The sequence below is a fragment of the Nitrospira sp. Vd2 genome, from assembly GCF_979581665.1.
This window is the reverse complement of sequence record NZ_CEFZSK010000042.1, coordinates 1-19482: the sequence shown is the minus strand read 5'-3', so window position 1 is coordinate 19482 and position 19482 is coordinate 1. Positions and strand designations below refer to the sequence as shown.

The 19482-nt window shown below is 61.1% G+C and carries 23 protein-coding genes and 1 pseudogene; 9 read left to right on the top strand and 15 right to left on the bottom strand.

All coding sequences use genetic code 11. From position 1 onward, the window contains the following. Nucleotides 1-46: 46 nt before the first annotated feature. The 6 genes from ftcD to AC1U7K_RS18660 all read right to left on the bottom strand — a co-directional run bounded on the left by ftcD (nt 47) and on the right by AC1U7K_RS18660 (nt 4718). Complete coding sequence (gene ftcD / locus AC1U7K_RS18685) at nt 47-1591, bottom strand: glutamate formimidoyltransferase (protein WP_480253354.1); 1545 nt, start codon at nt 1589-1591, stop codon at nt 47-49. A gap of 2 nt (nt 1592-1593) precedes the next feature. After that, complete coding sequence (gene hutI / locus AC1U7K_RS18680; protein ID WP_480253353.1) at nt 1594-2868, bottom strand: imidazolonepropionase; 1275 nt, start codon at nt 2866-2868, stop codon at nt 1594-1596. An 80-nt stretch (nt 2869-2948) separates the two neighbouring features. Continuing rightward, on the bottom strand, nt 2949-3287 hold the full coding sequence (locus tag AC1U7K_RS18675; protein ID WP_480253352.1) for a hypothetical protein: 339 nt from the start codon (nt 3285-3287) through the stop codon (nt 2949-2951). Nucleotides 3288-3340: 53 nt separating this feature from the next. Further along, nucleotides 3341-3535 (bottom strand): hypothetical protein, encoded by a 195-nt coding sequence (locus tag AC1U7K_RS18670; protein ID WP_480253351.1) that lies wholly within the window; start codon nt 3533-3535, stop codon nt 3341-3343. A gap of 369 nt (nt 3536-3904) precedes the next feature. After that, entirely contained in the window at nt 3905-4150 is a 246-nt protein-coding gene (locus AC1U7K_RS18665; protein WP_480253350.1) for a sulfurtransferase TusA family protein, read from the bottom strand. 37 nt (nt 4151-4187) lie between these two features. Next, nucleotides 4188-4718: a DsrE/DsrF/DrsH-like family protein gene (locus tag AC1U7K_RS18660; RefSeq protein WP_480253349.1), complete on the bottom strand. Its 531-nt coding sequence runs from the start codon at nt 4716-4718 to the stop codon at nt 4188-4190. A 126-nt stretch (nt 4719-4844) separates the two neighbouring features. Here AC1U7K_RS18660 and AC1U7K_RS18655 point away from each other — a divergent pair, with 126 nt between their 5' ends. After that, entirely contained in the window at nt 4845-5015 is a 171-nt protein-coding gene (locus AC1U7K_RS18655; RefSeq protein WP_480253348.1) for a hypothetical protein, read from the top strand. A gap of 52 nt (nt 5016-5067) precedes the next feature. Here AC1U7K_RS18655 and AC1U7K_RS18650 read toward each other — a convergent pair whose 3' ends face one another. Beyond that, the gene (locus tag AC1U7K_RS18650) at nt 5068-7077 is read right to left on the bottom strand and encodes a monovalent cation:proton antiporter family protein (RefSeq protein ID WP_480253347.1); all 2010 of its coding nucleotides are present in this window, start codon (nt 7075-7077) and stop codon (nt 5068-5070) included. Nucleotides 7078-7181: 104 nt separating this feature from the next. Between AC1U7K_RS18650 and AC1U7K_RS18645 the strand changes: the two genes are divergently transcribed. Further along, nucleotides 7182-7886 carry an HAD family hydrolase gene (locus AC1U7K_RS18645; RefSeq protein WP_480253346.1) on the top strand — a complete coding sequence of 235 codons (705 nt, stop codon included), beginning with the start codon at nt 7182-7184 and terminating at the stop codon, nt 7884-7886. Here the strand turns inward: AC1U7K_RS18645 and AC1U7K_RS18640 are convergent. Together AC1U7K_RS18640 and AC1U7K_RS18635 are read right to left on the bottom strand one after the other, a co-directional pair. Beyond that, on the bottom strand, nt 7883-9508 hold the full coding sequence (locus AC1U7K_RS18640; RefSeq protein ID WP_480253345.1) for a hypothetical protein: 1626 nt from the start codon (nt 9506-9508) through the stop codon (nt 7883-7885). The two genes, AC1U7K_RS18645 and AC1U7K_RS18640, sit on opposite strands and share 4 nt — an antisense overlap. A 139-nt stretch (nt 9509-9647) precedes the next feature. Beyond that, nucleotides 9648-10061 (bottom strand): VOC family protein, encoded by a 414-nt coding sequence (locus tag AC1U7K_RS18635; RefSeq protein ID WP_480253344.1) that lies wholly within the window; start codon nt 10059-10061, stop codon nt 9648-9650. Between the two features lie 117 nt (nt 10062-10178). On the opposite strand from AC1U7K_RS18635, the gene AC1U7K_RS18630 reads away from it, so the two are divergent. Further along, nucleotides 10179-11003, top strand: coding sequence for a formylglycine-generating enzyme family protein (locus AC1U7K_RS18630; RefSeq protein WP_480253343.1), 825 nt, complete (start codon nt 10179-10181; stop codon nt 11001-11003). 45 nt (nt 11004-11048) lie between these two features. Further along, on the top strand, nt 11049-11915 hold the full coding sequence (locus AC1U7K_RS18625; protein ID WP_480253342.1) for a uroporphyrinogen-III synthase: 867 nt from the start codon (nt 11049-11051) through the stop codon (nt 11913-11915). A 30-nt stretch (nt 11916-11945) separates the two neighbouring features. Here AC1U7K_RS18625 and AC1U7K_RS18620 read toward each other — a convergent pair whose 3' ends face one another. Next, nucleotides 11946-12116, bottom strand: coding sequence for a hypothetical protein (locus AC1U7K_RS18620; protein ID WP_480253341.1), 171 nt, complete (start codon nt 12114-12116; stop codon nt 11946-11948). Nucleotides 12117-12339: 223 nt separating this feature from the next. Here AC1U7K_RS18620 and AC1U7K_RS18615 point away from each other — a divergent pair, with 223 nt between their 5' ends. Beyond that, a complete protein-coding gene (locus AC1U7K_RS18615; RefSeq protein WP_480253340.1) occupies nt 12340-12726 on the top strand; it encodes a TraR/DksA family transcriptional regulator in 387 nt (128 codons plus the stop codon). After that, nucleotides 12726-13232 carry a PA2169 family four-helix-bundle protein gene (locus AC1U7K_RS18610; protein ID WP_480253339.1) on the top strand — a complete coding sequence of 169 codons (507 nt, stop codon included), beginning with the start codon at nt 12726-12728 and terminating at the stop codon, nt 13230-13232. The genes AC1U7K_RS18615 and AC1U7K_RS18610 overlap by 1 nt, the downstream gene beginning before the upstream one ends. Before the next feature lies 1 nt (nt 13233). Here the strand turns inward: AC1U7K_RS18610 and AC1U7K_RS18605 are convergent, their stop codons facing one another. From AC1U7K_RS18605 to AC1U7K_RS18595, 3 genes are all read right to left on the bottom strand, one after another. After that, nucleotides 13234-14187, bottom strand: coding sequence for a formylglycine-generating enzyme family protein (locus AC1U7K_RS18605; protein ID WP_480253338.1), 954 nt, complete (start codon nt 14185-14187; stop codon nt 13234-13236). A 25-nt stretch (nt 14188-14212) separates the two neighbouring features. Then, entirely contained in the window at nt 14213-14803 is a 591-nt protein-coding gene (locus tag AC1U7K_RS18600; protein ID WP_480253337.1) for a hypothetical protein, read from the bottom strand. A gap of 62 nt (nt 14804-14865) precedes the next feature. Continuing rightward, nucleotides 14866-15345: a DUF4149 domain-containing protein gene (locus AC1U7K_RS18595; RefSeq protein ID WP_480253336.1), complete on the bottom strand. Its 480-nt coding sequence runs from the start codon at nt 15343-15345 to the stop codon at nt 14866-14868. Nucleotides 15346-15489: 144 nt separating this feature from the next. Here AC1U7K_RS18595 and AC1U7K_RS18590 point away from each other — a divergent pair, with 144 nt between their 5' ends. Then, entirely contained in the window at nt 15490-16491 is a 1002-nt protein-coding gene (locus AC1U7K_RS18590) for a zinc-dependent alcohol dehydrogenase family protein (protein ID WP_480253335.1), read from the top strand. A gap of 325 nt (nt 16492-16816) precedes the next feature. Here AC1U7K_RS18590 and AC1U7K_RS18585 read toward each other — a convergent pair whose 3' ends face one another. After that, complete coding sequence (locus AC1U7K_RS18585) at nt 16817-17062, bottom strand: DUF433 domain-containing protein (RefSeq protein ID WP_480253334.1); 246 nt, start codon at nt 17060-17062, stop codon at nt 16817-16819. 147 nt (nt 17063-17209) lie between these two features. After that, nucleotides 17210-17443 carry a hypothetical protein gene (locus AC1U7K_RS18580; protein ID WP_480253333.1) on the bottom strand — a complete coding sequence of 78 codons (234 nt, stop codon included), beginning with the start codon at nt 17441-17443 and terminating at the stop codon, nt 17210-17212. Nucleotides 17444-17699: 256 nt separating this feature from the next. Here AC1U7K_RS18580 and AC1U7K_RS18575 point away from each other — a divergent pair, with 256 nt between their 5' ends. Together AC1U7K_RS18575 and AC1U7K_RS18570 are read left to right on the top strand one after the other, a co-directional pair. Further along, a complete protein-coding gene (locus AC1U7K_RS18575; RefSeq protein WP_480253332.1) occupies nt 17700-17897 on the top strand; it encodes a type II toxin-antitoxin system HicB family antitoxin in 198 nt (65 codons plus the stop codon). A 570-nt stretch (nt 17898-18467) separates the two neighbouring features. Next, a pseudogene (locus AC1U7K_RS18570) lies at nt 18468-19325 on the top strand (NnrS family protein); the annotation flags it as partial. Between the last annotated feature and the right edge of the window lie 157 nt (nt 19326-19482).

The following is a 19482-nucleotide window of genomic DNA, read 5'->3' as shown; positions in this document are numbered from 1 at the left end:
CGCGATCTGCCTTCTGCTTGGTGATGTCTGTCCGAAGGATAGGAGTCTAGCATAGGGCCTGTAGTTGCACAAGGCTTTCTTCGAGTTTTTCGATCCGCTGATGGATGTCTTCGGCAAGCGTATGATTCTTAAACGATTTCATATTTTCACGGGCATTTTCCAACCCACCTTCCATCGCGGCGATCGCCATGAACAACCCAACGCGAAGGTCGGATCCGACGGAGATTTTGGCATAGCGGCGCACATCGAGCAGGAGCCTCGCCACCTCATGGGCCCGTTCAGCGGTCTCCAGTGGAATCCGGCTCGCACTGAGGAGTGTCTCGGTGATCCGCGCCTCACGACTTGGATCGGATTTCGGGAGCCGATAGGCTTCCAGCACCTCCTGATAGGCCGCAGCGTCGGCTTCGATAAGCGCCTGAAGTCGCGTCGCGTGCATGAGGAAGATCGGCTCAGCGGCCCGCACCTGAGCGGCCGCCTCTTCATCGCTGGTCCCTCCGCTCGGCTGCTGCTTCGGCGGACCGAGTCGACACGCCATGAGCCCCAGCGAGGCGGCAAGGGCACCCGCGAGTGCGGCGACGCTGCCCCCGCCCGGAGTGGGAGTGCCTTGCGCCACCGCGGACAGGAACTGAGTCACCGAACGGGCGATTCCGTCGGTCGACCTAGTGGCCGTCGGTTGCTGACGAGCGCCCGCCAGCGCGTGATCGAGTCTGGTCTCAAGAACCTGATCGGCGTCGAACCGGGCGACTTTGAGCGCGTGCTGCGCAACCTGGAGCAGCGCGCGTTGCGGGATCAACCCGATGATCTCGCTTTCGGCCACGGCGATCCCACGCCGCTCGGCTTCCCGCGCGACAGCCTCGAACGCGACGTGAAGCGGTGTTTCTTCGAAATTGGTCAGGTTCATCGAGACCTGGACGAGACCGCGGCTGGTGAGATCGACGCCGATCGCTTTCACGAACGGCAAGCCGCCGCTTGAAAACCGGACTGCCTTCGCGATCGCCTTTGCCGCCGGCAGATCGGTTGACTGTAGGTTGACATTGAAGGCGATCAGCGGGGGCCGCGCGCCAACGATCGTCGCCCCGGCGGTCGGATGGAGCGCGGCCGGACCGAAGTCCGGCCGCCACGCCTCCTCGGTCATTCGAGCCGCCAATCCTTCCAATCCACCGCGTCGAATCGCTTCGAGATTGACGCGATCCGGGCGAGACGCTGCCCGTTCGTAGAGAAAGACCGGGATGTTGAGCTCCCGCCCGATACGCGCGCCCACTTGTCGGGCCAATGCAACGCAGTCGTCCATGGTGACGCCGCGGATCGGCACGAACGGCACGACATCGGTGGCGCCCACGCGAGGATGTGCACCTTGGTGGCCGCGCAGATCGATCAACGTGCTCGCGACACGGACACAGCGGAACGCGGCCTCCGCGACGGCTTCCGGTGAGCCTGCGAACGTGAGGACGGATCGATGATGATCGTGGTCCATCTCCCGATCGAGGAGGTACACGCCGGCCACCTCGATCGCAGTGGTGACGAGCGCATCGATCGTTTCCGGTTTTCTCCCTTCGCTAAAGTTCGGCACGCATTCGATGATTCGGTCCATCGTTACCTTTCCCTTGCATAAACAACGCGGCCGTTCTTGATGACCATCCGGCAGTGGTTCATCGCAAAGAAGTATGGAATCTCCCGGTAATCGGTCACGTCCATGATCACAAGGTCCGCCTGCTTGCCGCGCTCCAAACTGCCAAGACGATCACCCCGGCCGACGGCATGCGCGCCGTTGAATGTGGCGGCCACGATGGCCTCGGACGGCATCATTCGCATCTGCGAGCAGGCCAGCGAGAGGATCATCTGCATGTTGAGCGTGGGCGAACTCCCGGGATTGAAGTTCGTCGCCAGCGCGACAGGAATGCCTCGCTCGATGAGGCGACGCGCGGGCGCATATCGGTGGTCCCCGAGATGAAACGTGGAGCCGGGCAACAGAGTCGCAATCGTGCCATGTTTTTCGAGTGCGGCCATATCGACATCGCCGATATGATCGACGTGATCGACCGACACCGCGTTCAGCGCAGCGGCCATGCGCGCGGCTCCCGTGTGCGCAAGCTGCTCGGCGTGGAGCTTGAGCTTGAGCCCGGCACCTCCAGCGGCCTTCAGCATTCGTTTGGCCTCAGCAACCGTAAAATATCCGCGGTCGCAGAAAACGTCGCAAAATTCCGCTAAGCGCCGCCCAGCGATAGTCGGGAGCAACCAGTCCATCACCTGCTTCACGTACCGCCCGCGATCGGTCTTCAGTGCAGCCGGCACGTCATGACAGAGCACGGTTGGGACAAATTCAAACGGTGTCCTTCGCGCGGCGTGCCGGATGGCTTCCAACATCTTGAGTTCCTGTCGCACGTCCAACCCATAGCCGCTCTTTACTTCGGCCGTCGTCGTGCCGTATTCGAAGAACAGCGGCGCAACGCGAACCAAATGTTCGACGAGCGATGACGGCGAGGCTCTTCGCAACCGAGCCGCACTGGCTTGAATACCGCCACCCGCTTCGGCGATCTCTTCATACGTGGCCCCCCGAAGACGCGCCACGTATTCATCGACCCGTGTCCCGACGAACAGCGCGTGCGTGTGCGAGTCCACGAACCCAGGCAAAACTACCGCATCCGTCGCCTCGATGGTTCTCGCGCGGGTGGCGCCCGGCATCCGGCGTACGGAGGACCGGCGTCCCACGGCAGCGACCCGGCCGTTCCGAATGTACACGGCGCCATTCTTGATCAGGCCGATCTCGGCCATGTCGCGGCCCTTTCTTGGACCGGGCGGTCCCGCGAGCGTCAAGAGCTGACCGCAGGGATCGATCAACAGATCGGCAGAGCGAGAAGAGACAGTCACGGTAGGATCGCTACGTGAGCCTTGCGCTACCGTAGCCAGTCCCCCACGACGTGTCAAGGCGAGCGGAGCGGCGCGCTTCCTTACCTGGCGGCAGCGAGCGCGCAGGCGGCACAACCTCGGATCGTGCACCGCCATGCGGAGCTTACGACGCTGTTCGGCGGCGCGGGATTGTCACTTGGCCGATAGCGATGATACCAACTGTGCTCCAGGTCATGGGCTTCTTTCGCCGATGACGCGTAGTCGAACCAAAAATAACGGTACTCGCTCTCGCGGGCCGCGTGTCGGATCGCTTCCGCCAGATCCTTGCCGCTGCCGCCGACGAAGTCAGCCGAGCGGCCGTTACGCGAGAGAATGAATGCACCGGGACTTTTCTCTTTCAGGAAGAGATGAAGGTATCTGAGCGTGAATGGTCCGGACATGCGCAGCTCCTCCTTTCCTCAGTGGCAGAATGGCCCTTCCTGTGCTTCATCGCTCAACAACGGGTGATGTCCGGCACCGTGGCGGCGCCGCGAACGGAAAAGAGCGCGACACGCTCCAGCATCAGCTCGACCAGGATTCCTTGCGAGGATTCATCAACCGGAAATGGCAAGAGCCGTGGGTATTCGAGTTCAGCCGGTTGCGGACGCTCAATGCGGGGCGCCGTGGTGGCGACTATGGCTGGAGACATGCAGACCTCCTTGCGTGACGGGGTGGATCGTGGCGAGACAAGGAATCGGATCAACGGCGAGATGCAGATGCTCTGAGGGACAGGGACGAGGGAAAACCCGGAGGGCGCTGTGCCGCTCTACTGTCAATTGGGCCATCGCAACCCTATGCGTTGGGTTTGCCAGGAGGAAACGGCGTCCTCTTACCAATTCAGCAAGAAGGTGTCAACCGAAAAGTACAACATGGAGCGGGGGAGGGTGAGATAGCCGTCGATATATTGTGGATAAGCATCCTTAAATCGTGGGGACCGGATGTGTGTAGGATGTGGGAATCCTGGGCACAAAAAAGCCGGACCAGTTGGTCCGGCTTTCTTCGTTTCGGCCGGCAGCGGCTAGCGGCCTGCTTTTTTGACGAACGCTTTGTAAATGCGTTTTGGAGTCGCCCCTTCCTCTTCCAACCCCAACATCTGATGCCCGGTCGTTTCACACCACGCCGGCATGTCCTTCTTGATCCCCTCGTCGTCCGAGATCACCTCCAGGACTTGCCCCGGGACCAGCTCCTTGATTTTTTTTGACGTCATGATAATCGGCATGGGGCAGAAGTAGCCGAGGGTATCGAGTTTGACGTCCGATTGCATGGTCAGCTCCTTGCCGATCTTCTCGGTTGAACGGTTCTCAGATGAACAAATTCACGCTGCCTTGCTTCGCCTCGGCGAGATAGGTGGTGACTCCGGCCAATTGATCGACACCGTCGATCAACGTGTCTTTCGTGATGCCCATCAATCCCATGGTGGTGGTGCAAGCAATAAACCGGACGCCGAGGTCCTTGGCGGTTTCGATCAATTCCGGGACGCCGGGCATGCGGTGCTCCCGCATCACTCGTTTCATCATGCCCGTGCCAATGCCGCCAAAATTGAATTTGGAGAGTGGTAAGCTTTCGGCACCGCCCTTATTCAACAGCCCGAACATTCTCCGTAACAAATCCTTGGCGGCGCTCGGCGCGCCTTTCCGGCGGATGGCGTTGAGTCCCCAGAACGTAAAGAACATCGTCACCTGCATGCCCATCGCCGCCGCACCGGTCGCGATGATGAACGCCGCCATCGCGCGGTCCATATCGCCGCTCAACAGCACGATCGTCACTCGGTCGGGTCTCGTGTCCTGTAATTCCGCTAGCGCGGTCGCGGGATCGACTTGCGTTCCAGCCATGGCCTCACCATTTTTCAAAAGAATTAAGCGGATTTTCACTATAGTGTGCGGTTGTTTTTCTTGTCAAGGCAACGGCTGTCACGCCACTGGCGCATCAGACGGTTGCCTGCTATAAGTAATGTTGCCATGCATCTGCTTCGGATTCCGTTCTTCCTGTTCATCCTGGCGCTGACCGTCCTTCCGCCCGGCTCTGCCTCTCCCGGAAACTCACACCGGTTCGCAGCCGTCCCCGCGCTGGCCGTCGCGTTGAACGGCGAACGCCAAATCGGCTTCGTGCATTACGGAATGTCCGGGTGATCGAGGTGGACAATCTCAGGGAAGCGTATGACTTGATGCTCGCCCGCCGGCCCTAGCCGCTCTCAACCTTCGAATCGCTCAACAGTGCAATAGCCCGCTGAATTTGTGGACGCGATCCCAGCAACACCAGCACATCGCCTGCTTCCAACCGGACCTTTTCCGACGGATTCGACTGTGAGACGCCATTTCGCGTCAGAGAAATGACCGAGGCACCCGTCCTTGGTCGAATCGAGACCTGCCCCAAGGTCTTTCCCGCCGCCGGTGAATCGGCTTCGATGCGCCATGTTTCCACCTCGACGTCGCTGAGCGTCCCGCCACGCAAGTGGTGCGCCAAGTCGGGCAACGCGCTTCGCCTGAGCAACGCGTAGCCTTCGCGCCGCACCTGCTCGGCCTTTTGCACGATGAAGTCCTGGGGCATCTTGTACGTCCGCAGCACGAGCGCAAAGATTTCGATCGAGGTTTCGAATTCCTCGGGCACCACGTCGTCCGCACCCAGCTCGTGCAACTCCTGCAGCTCGCGCAGATACCGCGTGCGGACCACGATGTGCAGCGCCGGGTTCATGCCTCTGGCTATTTGAACCATGCGGCGCGCGGAGAACGGATCGGAAATCGCGACGACGAAGACGCGCGCATCGTCAATGCGCAAGTGACGCAAGACGCTCGGACTGGTCGCATCACCGTAATAAATCTGAACCCCGTTTCGCGCCTCCCGGCGAACCTTTTCGACATCCAGATCGACCGCGACGTAGGGAATCTCGGTTTCGGCCAGCACGCGGGCGAGATTCCGGCCGTTCAACCCATAACCGACGATGATGACGTGATCCTTGATCTTCAAATGCCGGGACTCGCTCTGGGCCAAATGGGCCGCCGTCTTCCCCGGAAACCAATGCCGGACACGCTGCACCGCTTCGGCGCGACGGGCCAACTTCGGCGAGACCTGAATGAGAAACGGCGTGAGGATCATCGTGAGCACGGAGACGACCAGGAACAGCTGATACGGTTCATCGGGTAACAGGCCGATGGCTTGCCCCTGCTGTGCCACGATGAAAGCAAACTCTCCCACCTGCGCCAGCGCGACACCGGCCAAGATGGCGGCGCGCGGCGGTTTACCCGCCGCGAGCACGGCGCCGGCGGCCGTCGCGAACTTGCCGAGGAGGACCGCGGCGACGAGGGCCAGCACCAACAGCGGATGTGACAGAAAGACCCGCACATCCATCAGCATGCCGACCGAGACGAAAAAGAGGCTGTTGAAGCTATCGCGGAGCGGCAGAACCTCCGCCATGGCCTGATGGCTATATTCCGATTCCGAGATCACCAGCCCGGCGATGAAGGCTCCAAGCGCAAGCGAGAGACCGCTCAATGATGTCAGCCACGCAATGCCGAGACACAGTACGATGACCGTCAGAAGGAAGAGCTCGCGACTGCGGCTCCGTACCACTTGATCAAGAAATTTCGGGACGAGAAACCACGCGGTCACGACGATGAGGCCGACGAGCACGACAGACTTCCCGATCACGAGTAAGAAGCGCCCGACATCGGTCTCGCTGGGCGTGGCGAGCAGCGGGAGCAGGAGCATCATCGGCACCACGGCGAGGTCTTGGAAGATCAGAATCCCCACCGTGATGTGGCCGTGGGGGGAGTCGGTCTCGCCACGGTCCGCCAAGGCCTTCAGCACGATCGCGGTGCTGCTCAAGGAGAGTAAACATCCCCACAGGACCGCCTGCCCGAGGGGCAGGTCCGCGATACTCCCGCAGATCGTCCCGAGAGCCAGGACACTGCCGAGCTGTAAGGGACCCCCGATGAGCAGCAGACGCCGCGTCGATGCAAAATGGGCCAGGGAGAACTCGATACCGATGGTGAAGAGCAGCAGGACGATCCCGATCTCGGCCAACACCTTGACCTGTTGCACATCGGGGACCAGGTTCAAGCCGTGCGGCCCGAGCAGCGCGCCCGCGACGAGATAGCCCGCGATCGACGGAAAGCGGAACTTCTGGAAAAGCAGCACGACCGCGATCGACACCGAGAAGATGACGACCAGGTCTTTGAGCACGTGATAGTCCATCGAGAGCCGGCCTCCGCGTGGGGCCGTAGAATACAGCAGGGTCTCAGGTCCAGCAAGGTTGTTTGCCTTCGGGAATGCACGGTGGTACAGTCACCCGCCTTCCTATGACGGCGCTCTCTCGCGCGATCATCTTTGACTTCAACGGCGTCATCGCCGACGACGAAGGGCCGCATCTCTCGGCCTTCCAGCAGGCGCTCCGCGAACATGGGCTCGAGCTTACCGCCGCGGAGTATTACGGAACCTACCTCGGCATGGATGAACGCAATTGCCTCGAAGCCTTGCTGATCGCACGAGCGGGCAAACTCGATGAAGCGCTCGCGGCACGAATTCACATGAGAAAGGCCGAGCTCTTTCGTGAGCATTGTGCCTCCTCGCCACCACCGCTCTTCGCGGGCGCCGCGGAACTCGTGGAGTCGCTGCGGCCGCATTACCGTCTGGCCATTGCATCTGGCGGTCGCCGAGGACAAATCGACGCGGCGCTACGCGGCACGCCGATCGCGCAACACTTCGACGTCGTGGTCGCCGCGGAGGATGTCGCCGTCGGGAAACCTGATCCTGCGATTTATCGGCTCACGTTGGATCGGCTGAATGCCATCGATCGCGCTCGCCGCCTTGAACCGGCGGATTGCCTCGTCGTGGAAGACAGCCGAGCGGGGATTGCATCAGCGCGCGCGGCAGGTATGCGGGTTGTCGCCGTCGCGACCACGTATCGTGCGGACGACCTTGCCCACGCCGACGCCGTCGTGTCCTCCTTGAAGGAGCTGACGGCGGAGCGGGTGAACCGGCTCTTGCAGTCCCGGCCGCGCTAGCGGTTCCGAGCCGTCGATAGAAACGGCGGATCGGGGTGATCGAGGCGGTAGAGGCGCAGCGGGTCCAGTGCAGCGGCAAGCGAAACGATCTCGGTCGTCACGTTAGGCGCGGCGCGAAACGTATCAAGCGCCCGACTGTAATGGTAGCCGCACCCCTGCGGCGCCAGCAGATCCCGAAGTCGCTCGGGCGGCTCCCAGTGTGCGGTCAGCAAGGCCGTTCGTGCGGGATTGCGCCGGCTAAACATGAACGAGAGGTGGTCCGGATACCAGTCGGCGCCACCCGTCGCATACGAGACGAATAGCTTCGCCTTGGCGGCGCCGCCCAATTCCGCCAAGTACTGATTGGTCAAGTAGCCGTTCTCGCCCGTGTCGAGCCACTTGCCGGGATGCGAGAGGCTGGCGTGGGCCGCGTAGCTGCGGATCTCGAGCAACTGCTGCTGAGAAGCGAAGAGGACCGCCATCGGCCCGTACCGCCGCACGAGATCGTCGATCACGCCCTCCTTCACGGCGGACTTGCCGGCATTGGTCGGACCGCTATCGACATGGACCAGCACGTTGCGGCCGCGGTCCGTGATGAGATAGCAGTTGCGCGGCATTTCGAGATCGCAGGGGTCCTCGCCGAAGAACGGCACCGATACCACCGCGCCGCCGTCGAAGACCCACCGCTCGCCGTGCGCCAACTCAATGACCTGCGTAAAGCCCAGCTCACGCAACAGCGAGAGATAATCATAGTGAAACGTCCGGCGGTTCCGTCGACTGGGCACGATGATCGGCGTGTCCTTGGGCAGGTGGAGGAGCGTGCGAGGATCGACGTGATCGTCGTGATCGTGGCTCAAGAAGACCGCCGCCGGCCTCGGCAACAGGCCCGTCCATAAGGATGCCACCGGCGATTCGGCGAACCATGGCATGAGCCAGGGATCGAACAGCAGGAATTGATCGGCCTGTCGATAGAGCAGCGACGCATGGCCCAAATGAACGACGTCCCGATCCTGGGTCGCTGTTAACCAATGGGCACGCACTGTGCCTTGCGGGACAACCGACAAGCATTCGTATCGGGCGAGTAGCTCGAGCAATTGCGTGATCAGCCGTCCGGTCTCGCGACCGAACGTCATCGTGAGAGTCTTCAGTTCCGAGACGGTGCGGCTTCCGTCCAGATACCCGAGGAACTTTCCGACGGCCGGCCCCGACGGCCGCTCGAACCCAAGCGGGATGGCCTGACGTTTGACCGAATGAAAGATGCGCAGGCCCGCATTCGTGATCGTCGCGGACCGTGTCGAGTCTTTCGGAAAATCCCAGAGAAAACTCCCGTCCGCTTCGCGTTTCGCCGTAATGTGCCGGCCGAGATGCGGCCGCGTCGCGACCAACTCGGCGTAGGCGTCCTCCAACCGCCGCCGCCGGTCCGGATCGTCCAACGGAGCCCGATGGGAGAAGACGTCGCTGATCGCCGTTTCGATCGCGCTCATCATCAGCCCGTGCGCCTCGTGCAGACTTGCGGCGACCTCCGGCGCGACCCCGGCGACAAATGGAAACGGGCCGGGCGATTCCTGACTCTCGAGCTGCACCCAACACCAGGGCGCAAGCCCAATGTAGTGGGTGCTTGGCAGCTTATCGAGAACGGTCATGGACCCTCAAAACGTTCGAGGTTCGACATGAGAAAATGTTGGAGGTTCAAGGTTCTTCTAAAACTAAGTCAACTATGAGCTGCAGTGGCCCAATTCTCTCTTCTTGGAACCTATCTTCCAACTTCGAACTTCGAACGCCTCACTCCTTACTCCCGCTGATCGTCGGCTCATACAAGACCTGAACGATATTGCCGTCCGGGTCCGCGACATAAAACGAATAGCTGCCATCCCGGTGCTGCTTGCGCGGCTTGACGATCGGGACATCTAAGCGTTCCGCTTCGGCAAAGAGCCGATCCACCGCGGTTACCGAATCGACGACAAAGCCCAAATGGTCGAGCGGTTGATTCGCACGGTGCCCGTCCGTAAGGATCGCGTCGGAGGCACGGTGGAGCGCCAAATTGTCCTGCCCGCTGCTCAGGTACACATTGTCGGGGTCCGGCTGCCAGACCACCCGCATCCCGAACATCGACTCATAGAACGCCCGCGAACGAGCCGGATCGGCGACATTCAGCGCAAGATGCCAGAGTCCCTTCAAGCCTCTCACAGTTGCCATTCTCAGTTCTCGTGGCCGACAGTCTAGGCCGCCTTCTGCAAGCGGGTCAACGCGAAAGTCCTCTCTGTCGTTCGGCGCGTACCGTGTGCTACGATCGGCCGTTCGGAGGAGAACGGCATGCATCGAACGACCTTGACGATGACATTCATAGTACTCGGCACAATGGCGGCGATCAGCCAGGCGGCGTCGCTGCCCGCGGAAATTATCGGCAAGGATGGGGCGCCGATGGTGCTCGTGCCGGCCGGGCCGTTTCCCATGGGGGTGCCACCCGGGGATCGGGATGGAGGCCGCGATGAGTATCCGCGGCATGAGGTGATGTTGGACAGCTTCTACATCGATAAGTACGAAGTCACCCACGGCCGTTATGCCGAGTTCGTGAACGCGACGGGACATCGCGTTCCCTCTCACCCCAAGACTCCCGCGCGCTCGTTGTGGAATGGGAATGAGCTGCCTCCGTCGCTGGTCGATCGACCCGTCATCAACGTCGATTGGTACGACGCGGACGCCTATTGCCGATGGACCGGCAAGCGGCTCCCGACGGAAGCGGAGTGGGAAAAGGCGGCCCGCGGCACCGATGATCGCCGCTTCCCTTGGGGTAATGTCGAGCCCACGCACAAGCATCTGAACTACAACCAGCAGTGGATCGGCGAGAAGACGCTGATGCCGGTCGGCAGCTACGAAGCCGGCAAGAGCCCCTATGGGGCGTATGACATGGCGGGCAACGTGTGGGAGTGGGTGGCCGACTGGTACGACCCGCTGTACTACGAGAAGAGCCCCGCTGCGAACCCCAAAGGTCCGGAGACCGGCACGTTCAAAGTCCTTCGCAGCTCCGGCTGGTCGGTCGAAACACCGCTCGTCCGCATTTTCACCCGTGTCAAGAGCGACCCCACGAACCGCAACGATTCGACCGGGTTTCGCTGCGCCGCCGACCCGCCGAAATAGCCCGCTCGGCAACCGGCGCTCCGTGCCCTCGCTCGCAGATTCGCCATGACGACCACTCCAGAGCCGGCTGCGGCCTCACGAGGATTCGAGGGCCTTCTCGTCGTCGCGCTCGAAAGCCGACTGGCCACAGAGATGACTCGGCTCATCGAACGATACGGTGGGCGCGCGGTGGTTGCCCCGGCGCTCCGCGAGATTCCCCTGGACGAGAATCGTGAGGCCGCCGCATTCGGGGAGCGACTGCTCGCCGGCGAGATCGACGTGCTGATCCTCGAGACCGGCGTCGGGACGGGCCTGCTGATCGACGTGCTCCATGCGCGATACCCGCTTTACAAGCTTCAGCGCGCCATGTCGGCCGTGACGCTCGTTGCGCGCGGGCCCAAGCCGGTGGCCGCCCTCAAGCGTGTCGGCCTCACCCCGCACCTTGTCGCGCCCGAGCCGAACACCTGGGAAGAGGTGTTGCGCGTATTGGAGACGGAGAAGGCCCTGGCGGAGCTCCGCGTGGCGGTTCAAGAATATGGCGCGCCGAATGATCCGCTGTACGAGGCGCTGACCGGTCGGGGCGCGCACGTCACGCGCGTCCCGGTCTACCGATGGGCGCTCCCGGAGGATACAAGACCATTGACCGATGCAGCGGCCACGATCGCCGAAGGACGAGCGGACGTTCTTCTGGTCACGAATGCCATGCAGGTCGACCACTTGTTCACGGTCGTTGCCCAGTCGAGTCTGACGGCGTTCCGGGCGGCACTCCGACACATGGTCGTCGCCTCTATCGGTCCCACCGCGAGCGCCAGACTCCGGGACTTCGGCGTCGCTCCCGACATGGAACCAACCCATCCGAAAATGGGAATCCTCGTGAAAGAGGCGGCGGAACGCGCCAGGGAGCTGCTGAACAGGAAGCGGGCGAGCGACTAGTCGAAGGCGGCGACGGCCCGCGCTGCGGGACTAGACCTCGTAGTACATCACGACCGTCGCTTTCCCACACCGACCGCAGGTTCCTTGTTTAGTCATCGGTACTTTGCCGGCTTGTTCGGCAGCCGCAATCTGCTTGTCGAGCGAGGACGATTTCGCAAGGGCATTGTAGCAGTCGCTACAGTAGGCGGCCGTCTCTCCCATGGCGCTCCCCCATTCGTTGGATGTGCGAACCGCTGAGCCGATGACGGCGACCTCGTACCACTCTTCGTTATGCCAGGCAAGAAAATTGTTTTCCGCTCCCCAGACTTCGGTCGGCGTGACGCTGACAGGCGAGCTGCCCGTTGAGCCGATACTGCCCCACCCTGGTTTTCTCGTATAGGTAGGCGAGCGTCGGGCAAAACCGGGAGGGGCTCCATAGGAGCAGGTGTTTGCAACTGCGAAAACGACGAACGCGGCCAATCCGAAATATCGAGAAATTCTGCAAGACCTACAGCGGCAACGATCCGAGCTGCTCCAGATGGTTGGCCGGAAGCCGCTGTCGGCCGGCATCGAGGTCGAGGTGTTCCCGGATCTGAACGATCAGGCCACGGCCGAAATCGACCAACACTTCATGTTGAGCCTGAAAGAGCGGGACCGGAATCTCTTGAAGCAAATCGACTCGGCACTGGATCGGCTGTCGAGCAACCGTTACGGCATTTGCGAAAGCTGCGGAGACGAGATTCCTCTGAAGCGGCTGAAAGCCAGACCGATGACGACCCTGTGCGTCGAATGTAAGACGCACCAGGAACACGAAGAGCGAATCCGGCATTAATGGCGCCCCGAGAAAAGGAAGCGGGCGTGGCGACGACGAACGAGCTGGTGATCGAGAGCCTGAACCGATTGTTGGCGGTCTGTAAAGGCAGCGAGCAAGGCTTTCGTGCCGCGGCCGACGCCGTGAAGGACCGCGAACGACGCGCGGCTTTGAAAAAGCATGCGCACCAGCGTGCCCGGCTTGCGTCAGAACTGAGAATCGAAATTCGCTTGCTGGGTGGTGAGCCGGAAACCCTCGACGGGATCACGACGCCGCCCGGCTTGTCCCGGCTCATCGCAGCCGCCTCGCAACAGAACGAGCAGACCGTGTTGGCGGAATGCGGGAGGATGGAAACGCTGGTGTGCCGGGCGTTCGAGTCGGCGCTCGCGGACCCCAATCTGCCGGTCGAACTCCAGATCACCCTTCGCCGCCAGTATCTTGGCGTTCATGATGCGTCAGCCGAGGTGCAACGGCTCAACAGCGCCGGCACAGCGCCTGCCCAGCTCTCGGCACTTCACTCCGCGTGACTTACGATGCCGGCGGCGTTGGCCCGTCGCCGGCTTTCTCCGCCCCACTCTCGGCAGCCGAGCGCGCGCACCGAAACCCCAGCCAATTCATTTTCGTATTCGGATCGGCGCCGTTGCGCTGCGCCGCGCGAACGGCGGGCGTGCTGTCGATCCAGCCACCACCGCGAAACCCCTTTTGCGACCCTTGCGCGGGCCCCGGCGGGTTTCGTTCCGGTGACGCGGCGTAATATTTCGGATCGTACCAGTCGGCCACCCATTCGGCGACGTTGCCGGCCATCTGATAGAGCCCATAGGGACTCAGCGCATTGTCGTATTTGTCGACGGAGATGATTGGTGGATAGAGCATGAGCCGCTCGGGGCGATCCCTCACCGGCCCGGACAACCCGGTCCGGCCGAAGTTCGCCCGGCTGAGTCCTGCCGGTTGGTTGCCCCACGGATAGATGCGGCCGTCCTCCCCGCGCGCCGCCTTTTCCCATTCGGCTTCGGTCGGCAATCGTTTCCCGGCCCATTTGCAGTACGCATCCGCGTCGTACCAGGAGACGTGCATCACGGGATGGTGGGCCATCGTTTCCTGGAAGTTCCCCCCGTCGTACCGCCAGTCGATCAGCGGGGGACGATCCGTCGCCAGCACGAACCGTAGAAACTGGAGCGCCGTCACTTCATACTTATCGATGTCGTACGCATCCAAATAGACGCGATGCTGGGGAAACTCGGGCTGGTATGCGTTCCTGTCCTGCTGGCGGTTACTGCCCATGAGAAACGGCCCGGCCGGGATGCGGACCATCTCATCCTTGACCGGGAGCTTGGCACGCTCCATCGCGAGCTTCTTCCCATCGGGCGTCCATTCGGGCGTGATGTCCGCGACATCGAGCGCCCAGGCGGTCGTCATCAGCACGAACACGATCACAGCGATCGTCCCCATCACCTGCTTCACACCAACACCTACGCGCGTCACGTGCCCCTCCTCAATTCATCCAGCTCTACATCGGCTGCTTCGGCTCTTCTCGTTTGGCCGGCTGATCGAATTCTTCCAGCGGCTGAAAGTTGACCGGTAACTGAAATAAGAAATCGGAGACCGGGCGCAGCTTCACATGGCGATATTCTACAATCCAACTGCCATCCTTCCGGGCAAGCTTGAGCGGGAAATGAATATCGTTCGCCAGCCATTGGTAGTAGACATCCGTTCGGTCGCCGACCCGGACGGTGACTTCATAGAGAGTCGTCGGGTGGCCATCGAGCGTCTCGGTTCCGATCTCCTCGCGTGTCACCTCGCCGTCAAGCTTTTCGACGACCTTTGGCGCCTGCTCGGGATCATACGGCACGGTCTTGAAGTGGCGCATCCGCGACAAGAGTAACCACATCACCTGCTTGTCCTTGCGGACAATCGTAACGTTGACCGGGTTCAGATCCTGGTGCTCCAGCCGCCACCGATCGTCGCGGTAGTAAATGTTGGCCCTGCGAACATGGCCGTCGATCCGCGTGATTTGGTCGGCGGTGAATTCGAGCGCCGTGGCGAGACCCGGCGAACAAAGCGACATCGCAAGCGCGGCAGCGGTGATCATCTGTCGCATGCCGTCACCTTACCACAGCGGCATCGCGCCCGTCCTGGCCTACGCGCACCATCGACCCTGCCTTACGTCCTCGCCAAGATGACCGCGAGGACCATGACGGCGAGAGCCAGCAGGAGACCGACCCGCGCGATGACGACCGAAAGGCGAATCAGCAATTGATCGGCTGGACTGGTGTCCGATCCTTCACGACGGAGGCGGCCGACCAACGGGCCGAGCCAGAAATCATGGACGGCGGTCAGGAGGATGAGCACGGCGACGACACCGAGTTTCGCGCGCAACACGGCTCCCCAGGCATCGGTCCCATCGAACACGCCGTTGCTCCGGGCATTGATCAACAACGGTCCCGTGGCGACGAGGACGGCGATGGCAACCCAGACCACGATACGAAACCGACGCGCGAGCGTTTGAAAGAGGATCCGCCGGTCGGCGCCGAAGGTGCCGCGACGAAACACCGGGACGAGGATGAGCGAGAGAAACACCATGCCGCCCACCCAGACGGTGGCCGCCAGCACATGCAGCGTTGCGACAACGACCGGAGACACAGCACTCCCGATGCGACTGGCAAAAAGCGACGCATGATAGCACAACGGACTAGCCTGCAGGCCAGTCCTTAGATGTGATTTTCGTGTCCACGGTCTCGACGCATACATCACGCTTTTGTAGACTGACCTCTGAGGAGGTCCTTGATGCGAGGCATGGTCCTGACGCGCTCAGCCCCGACGGAGGCGGCACCGCTCGCACTGACTGATGTCCCGACGCCCGAGCCGGGCGCAGATGAAGTGCGGGTCAAGATACGGGTCTGCGGTGTCTGCCGGACCGATCTGCACATTATTGAGGGCGAGCTGCCGCCGGCGAAGCGCCCGGTCATTCCTGGTCATGAAACCGTCGGCATCGTCGATCGCGTCGGCCGCGAGGTGCGGTCCATTAAAGAAGGCGATCGCGTCGGGATCGCCTGGCTGCAACGGACGTGCGGGCGCTGCGAGTACTGCCGATCAGGACGAGAGAATCTCTGCGTCGCGCCGATGTTCACCGGCTATCAGGCCGATGGCGGCTATGCCGAGTATGCGATCGTGCCCGAACGATTCGCGTATCCCATCCCGCCCTTGTTCACCGATGAAGAGGCGGCGCCGCTACTCTGCGCGGGGATCATCGGCTTTCGCGCGCTCCGGTTGAGCGGCGTGAAGCCGGGTCAACGGCTCGGCCTGTATGGGTTCGGCGCGTCCGCCCACATCACGATCCAAGTCGCACGGCACTGGGGCTGCTCCGTGTTCGTCTGCTCGTTGAAGCCGGAGCATCAAGCACTGGCGCGCGAACTGGGAGCCGTCTGGGTCGGCGGCGCAACCGACATGCCGCCCGAGAAGCTCCACGGCGCCATCATCTTCGCCCCGGCCGGCGAGATCGTCATTCCCGCGCTGCGAGCGCTCGAGCGCGGCGGCACAGTCGCCTGCGCCGGCATCCACATGAGCCCCATCCCCTCCATCGACTACGACCGCGATCTGTTCCATGAGCACGTGCTCCGGAGCGTGACCGCCAACACGAAACAAGACGGCCTCGATTTACTTAAAGAAGCCGCCGCCATCCCGATCCGCACCCACACGATCCCATTCCAATTAGAAGAAGCGAATCAAGCGCTGCAACAACTCAAAGCCGGGACGATCAAAGGCGCGGGGGTGCTGAAGATCGGGTGAGCAAGAACTTTCCTCAGGGCAGTGGAATTTCTATAAATTGTCCTGGCTGAATTCCTTGAGCGCAAGTTCGATCGCGGGGAGGAGAACAGTGACCACCGGAACCGATTGCTCGGCAAGACAATCATACAAAGCCGTCTGTCTCGCAGGTTCTGCTGATAACGAAGGTTCTGATCTGCCGTGATGAAGACCTGGAATTGCTTCTACGCCAGCGCTAACAAATCTCCATTTGACAGGCAGGCCCAACCCATCTCTTGAACCGTGAAAATCTGAAAATTGACGAGCCGCGTCTTGATGAGCCGCGGAGCGGATTCATCAAGAAGAATTCTCAAGCTATCTTGCCGAGCTTGAGAAGCGTCCCCTTGGAGAAGGCTAGAACTTGGAGTGCTTGATCACGACTGACGGTAGGAAAGTTAGCGAGAAAGTCATCCAGTGTGAGCCCAGCTTCGAGGTTACTTATTAACGCATCGACCGGGACGCGAGTCCCACGAAATACAGGCGTTCCGCCGAGAACCTTCGGATCACAGGTCACAGGTAATTGGCGGAGTTCCTGTTCCTCAATGCGTAGAGTCATCTGAGTTACTCGATGAAGGCATTATAGTGCTCCACGTAGTGAAGGTCTAGCCGGAGAGTTCCGTCAGTCCGCGACAAGCCAGGCGATCACGATCACTCACCGCTTTCGATCCGCCAGCCGGAGCCGAAGGGATTAGTACCCTGCTGATCATACAATTGTGGCGCATCCGTGGCGAACGGATACGTCGCCGACTGGTTGCTGAACGGATTGCCATACGGCCCGAACCTGGTTCGTGATGCTGTTCGGCGAGAACGGTCTCCCGGCGCCGAACGGGCTGGCCGTCGAATTCGGCCCAAACGGATTCGCGCTCAGCTCGCCGAGATATTCGGCCTGACCAAAAACCGGAATGGACAGGATGAGGAGAACGACCAGCGGCAGCATCGGCCACCTCCTGGTTAGCAGTGCAAGTGCTTATCCTAGATAAGAGGGGATCCGGAGAACAATGTCGACAAACTGGGCCCATTTGGTCAGGTGCTAATTCTCATACCGCCTCTCCTATTCGAGCGCAGTAGCTTTGAAACACCTTCTCGGTTAAACTGCTCCCCGACTTTTCTTAGCTTACTTCTGCTGAAGGACGTTCATGCCTCTTTTCATGAGATCGATGCCGCCGAGGAATCGCTCATGAAGTTCTATACGTTTGAGTATCGTCGTTGAAAAAGAACAGGAAGGTGCCGGCTATCTGGCGTACAGCCTGACGCTCCCGGGGTGCGTCAGTAACGGCAATACGATCGAAGAGGCCAAGCGTAATATCCGTGAAGCGATCCAACAGCATATTCAATTCCTCCTCGCTCAAAAGCTTGTCCACGTTGAGGAACTAACGGTGGCGGTCCCTTAACGGGAAGAATGGTCAGGTCAGCGCCCACGACCTGATCCGGTTCCTCAAGTGACAAGGTTTCGTTGAAGATCGACAATCAGGAAGCCCTTTGCGGTCTGGCATCCAATGAGAAACGTATCGATAACGATTCCGTTCCACACCGACTGTGATCTTGGTCGCGGACTCGCCGTCCGCATCCTCAAAGACGCCGGGTTTTCGGTCGAAGATTATTTGCGCCTTCGTTAACTCTCCGCGAAGCCGCCCATCAAGTAACTGCCGGCAACGACGAATGCTTGGAGCCCTTAAACCTTCCTGATTTCCGCTATCCACGTCTCATAAATCATTGACAATCTCAAAGCTAACCTCGAATAACCGCCTGCCGGTCTCCAATGACTTGATGACCGCACTCCGTCTCGTCCAATCCTTCTTCGATATCAGCCTGTCGTTGACCAAGGTGTTGCCCGCCGGTAAGAATCACTCCGCTATGCCGGAGAAACCGATCGACATACAAGCCCGCCCCCTGACCAAGCAGCGGCCGAGTCGGACGATGAACCGACCTTTCCCCGGTACGAGGGTCCGGCGTTTCTCTCCTATGGTTTCCGGCCGTTTTTCCTCTTGGCATCGCTGTTCGCGGGCGTGGCCGTGCCGCTGTGGGTCTTGTTGTACGCCTCGGGGAGCAGCCATGACTTCCTCTATCCGACGCGCGAGTGGCACGTGCATGAGATGTTGTTCGGCTTTCTCCCCGCCGTGATGGCGGGATTCCTGCTGACCGCCGTGCCGAACTGGACCGAGCGCCCTCCACTCAGGGGAATCCCGCTGCTGTCGTTATCGGTCTTATGGCTGGCGGGGCGACTGCTGCTCTCATGGCCGTGGCCTTCTGGACTTGTCGCAGCGCTGGTGGACGGCTCATTTCTTGCGGCGCTGGCCGCGTTCGTCTGGTGGGAATGGATCGCTGCGGAAAGCTTTGAGCGGGCGCCCATAGGCGTGCTCATCAGCCTCTATGCCGCTACAAACCTGCTGTTTCATTGGCAGGCTCTCGGTGGCGCCCCAACGGATCTCCCCGAGCGCTTGGCGCTCGCAATCCTCATGCTGTTGCTGACGGTGATCGGCGGGCGGCTCACGACCTTCACGAGAGAGTTGCTGGGAAAAGCCCGCACCATTGCGATCCCCGAGGGCTTATCTCGTTTCGACGGCGTGTCGATCGGGCTCGTCGTCGTGGCCGTCCTCGCCTGGATCGTTCAGCCAAAAAGCTCAACCGCCGGCTGGCTCCTCATCGCAGCCGGCGCGTTGAACCTCATCCGGCTCTGGCGGTGGCACGGATGGCTGGTGTGGCGCGAGGGATTGGTGCTCATCCTGCATGTGGGCTATGGGTGGCTGGTGCTCTCGACCCTGCTTCAGACTGTCCGCCTCCTTGGTGAGTACAAAGGCAAAGAAGCGCTCTACAAGTAGAGGCCCTGAAGGACGTACTGAATACGATACGCGCGAATGCATCTCACAAGGCTGGCACGAAGGCAAACATTTGCTTCTACCTTGGGGGGAATATTCCTGGGCGTTCTAGTGTCCTGTCTCTGAAGTACGTGGAATAAGTTGTGCATTGGTGGTGTCC

Bases quoted from the DNA above. Each gene is read 5' to 3' on its own strand.
- AC1U7K_RS18645 (WP_480253346.1), top strand. From the start codon at position 7,182: ATGACGGCGCTCTCTCGCGCGATCATCTTTGACTTCAACGGCGTCATC.
- AC1U7K_RS18660 (WP_480253349.1), bottom strand. From the start codon at position 4,718: ATGGCTGGAACGCAAGTCGATCCCGCGACCGCGCTAGCGGAATTACAG.
- AC1U7K_RS18630 (WP_480253343.1), top strand. From the start codon at position 10,179: ATGCATCGAACGACCTTGACGATGACATTCATAGTACTCGGCACAATG.
- AC1U7K_RS18655 (WP_480253348.1), top strand. From the start codon at position 4,845: ATGCATCTGCTTCGGATTCCGTTCTTCCTGTTCATCCTGGCGCTGACC.
- AC1U7K_RS18670 (WP_480253351.1), bottom strand. From the start codon at position 3,535: ATGTCTCCAGCCATAGTCGCCACCACGGCGCCCCGCATTGAGCGTCCG.
- AC1U7K_RS18640 (WP_480253345.1), bottom strand. From the start codon at position 9,508: ATGACCGTTCTCGATAAGCTGCCAAGCACCCACTACATTGGGCTTGCG.
- ftcD (WP_480253354.1), bottom strand. From the start codon at position 1,591: ATGGACCGAATCATCGAATGCGTGCCGAACTTTAGCGAAGGGAGAAAA.
- AC1U7K_RS18600 (WP_480253337.1), bottom strand. From the start codon at position 14,803: ATGCGACAGATGATCACCGCTGCCGCGCTTGCGATGTCGCTTTGTTCG.
- AC1U7K_RS18610 (WP_480253339.1), top strand. From the start codon at position 12,726: ATGGCGCCCCGAGAAAAGGAAGCGGGCGTGGCGACGACGAACGAGCTG.
- AC1U7K_RS18650 (WP_480253347.1), bottom strand. From the start codon at position 7,077: ATGGACTATCACGTGCTCAAAGACCTGGTCGTCATCTTCTCGGTGTCG.
- AC1U7K_RS18675 (WP_480253352.1), bottom strand. From the start codon at position 3,287: ATGTCCGGACCATTCACGCTCAGATACCTTCATCTCTTCCTGAAAGAG.
- AC1U7K_RS18590 (WP_480253335.1), top strand. From the start codon at position 15,490: ATGCGAGGCATGGTCCTGACGCGCTCAGCCCCGACGGAGGCGGCACCG.
- AC1U7K_RS18620 (WP_480253341.1), bottom strand. From the start codon at position 12,116: ATGGGAGAGACGGCCGCCTACTGTAGCGACTGCTACAATGCCCTTGCG.
- AC1U7K_RS18625 (WP_480253342.1), top strand. From the start codon at position 11,049: ATGACGACCACTCCAGAGCCGGCTGCGGCCTCACGAGGATTCGAGGGC.
- AC1U7K_RS18635 (WP_480253344.1), bottom strand. From the start codon at position 10,061: ATGGCAACTGTGAGAGGCTTGAAGGGACTCTGGCATCTTGCGCTGAAT.
- AC1U7K_RS18665 (WP_480253350.1), bottom strand. From the start codon at position 4,150: ATGCAATCGGACGTCAAACTCGATACCCTCGGCTACTTCTGCCCCATG.
- AC1U7K_RS18580 (WP_480253333.1), bottom strand. From the start codon at position 17,443: ATGCTGCCGCTGGTCGTTCTCCTCATCCTGTCCATTCCGGTTTTTGGT.
- AC1U7K_RS18585 (WP_480253334.1), bottom strand. From the start codon at position 17,062: ATGACTCTACGCATTGAGGAACAGGAACTCCGCCAATTACCTGTGACC.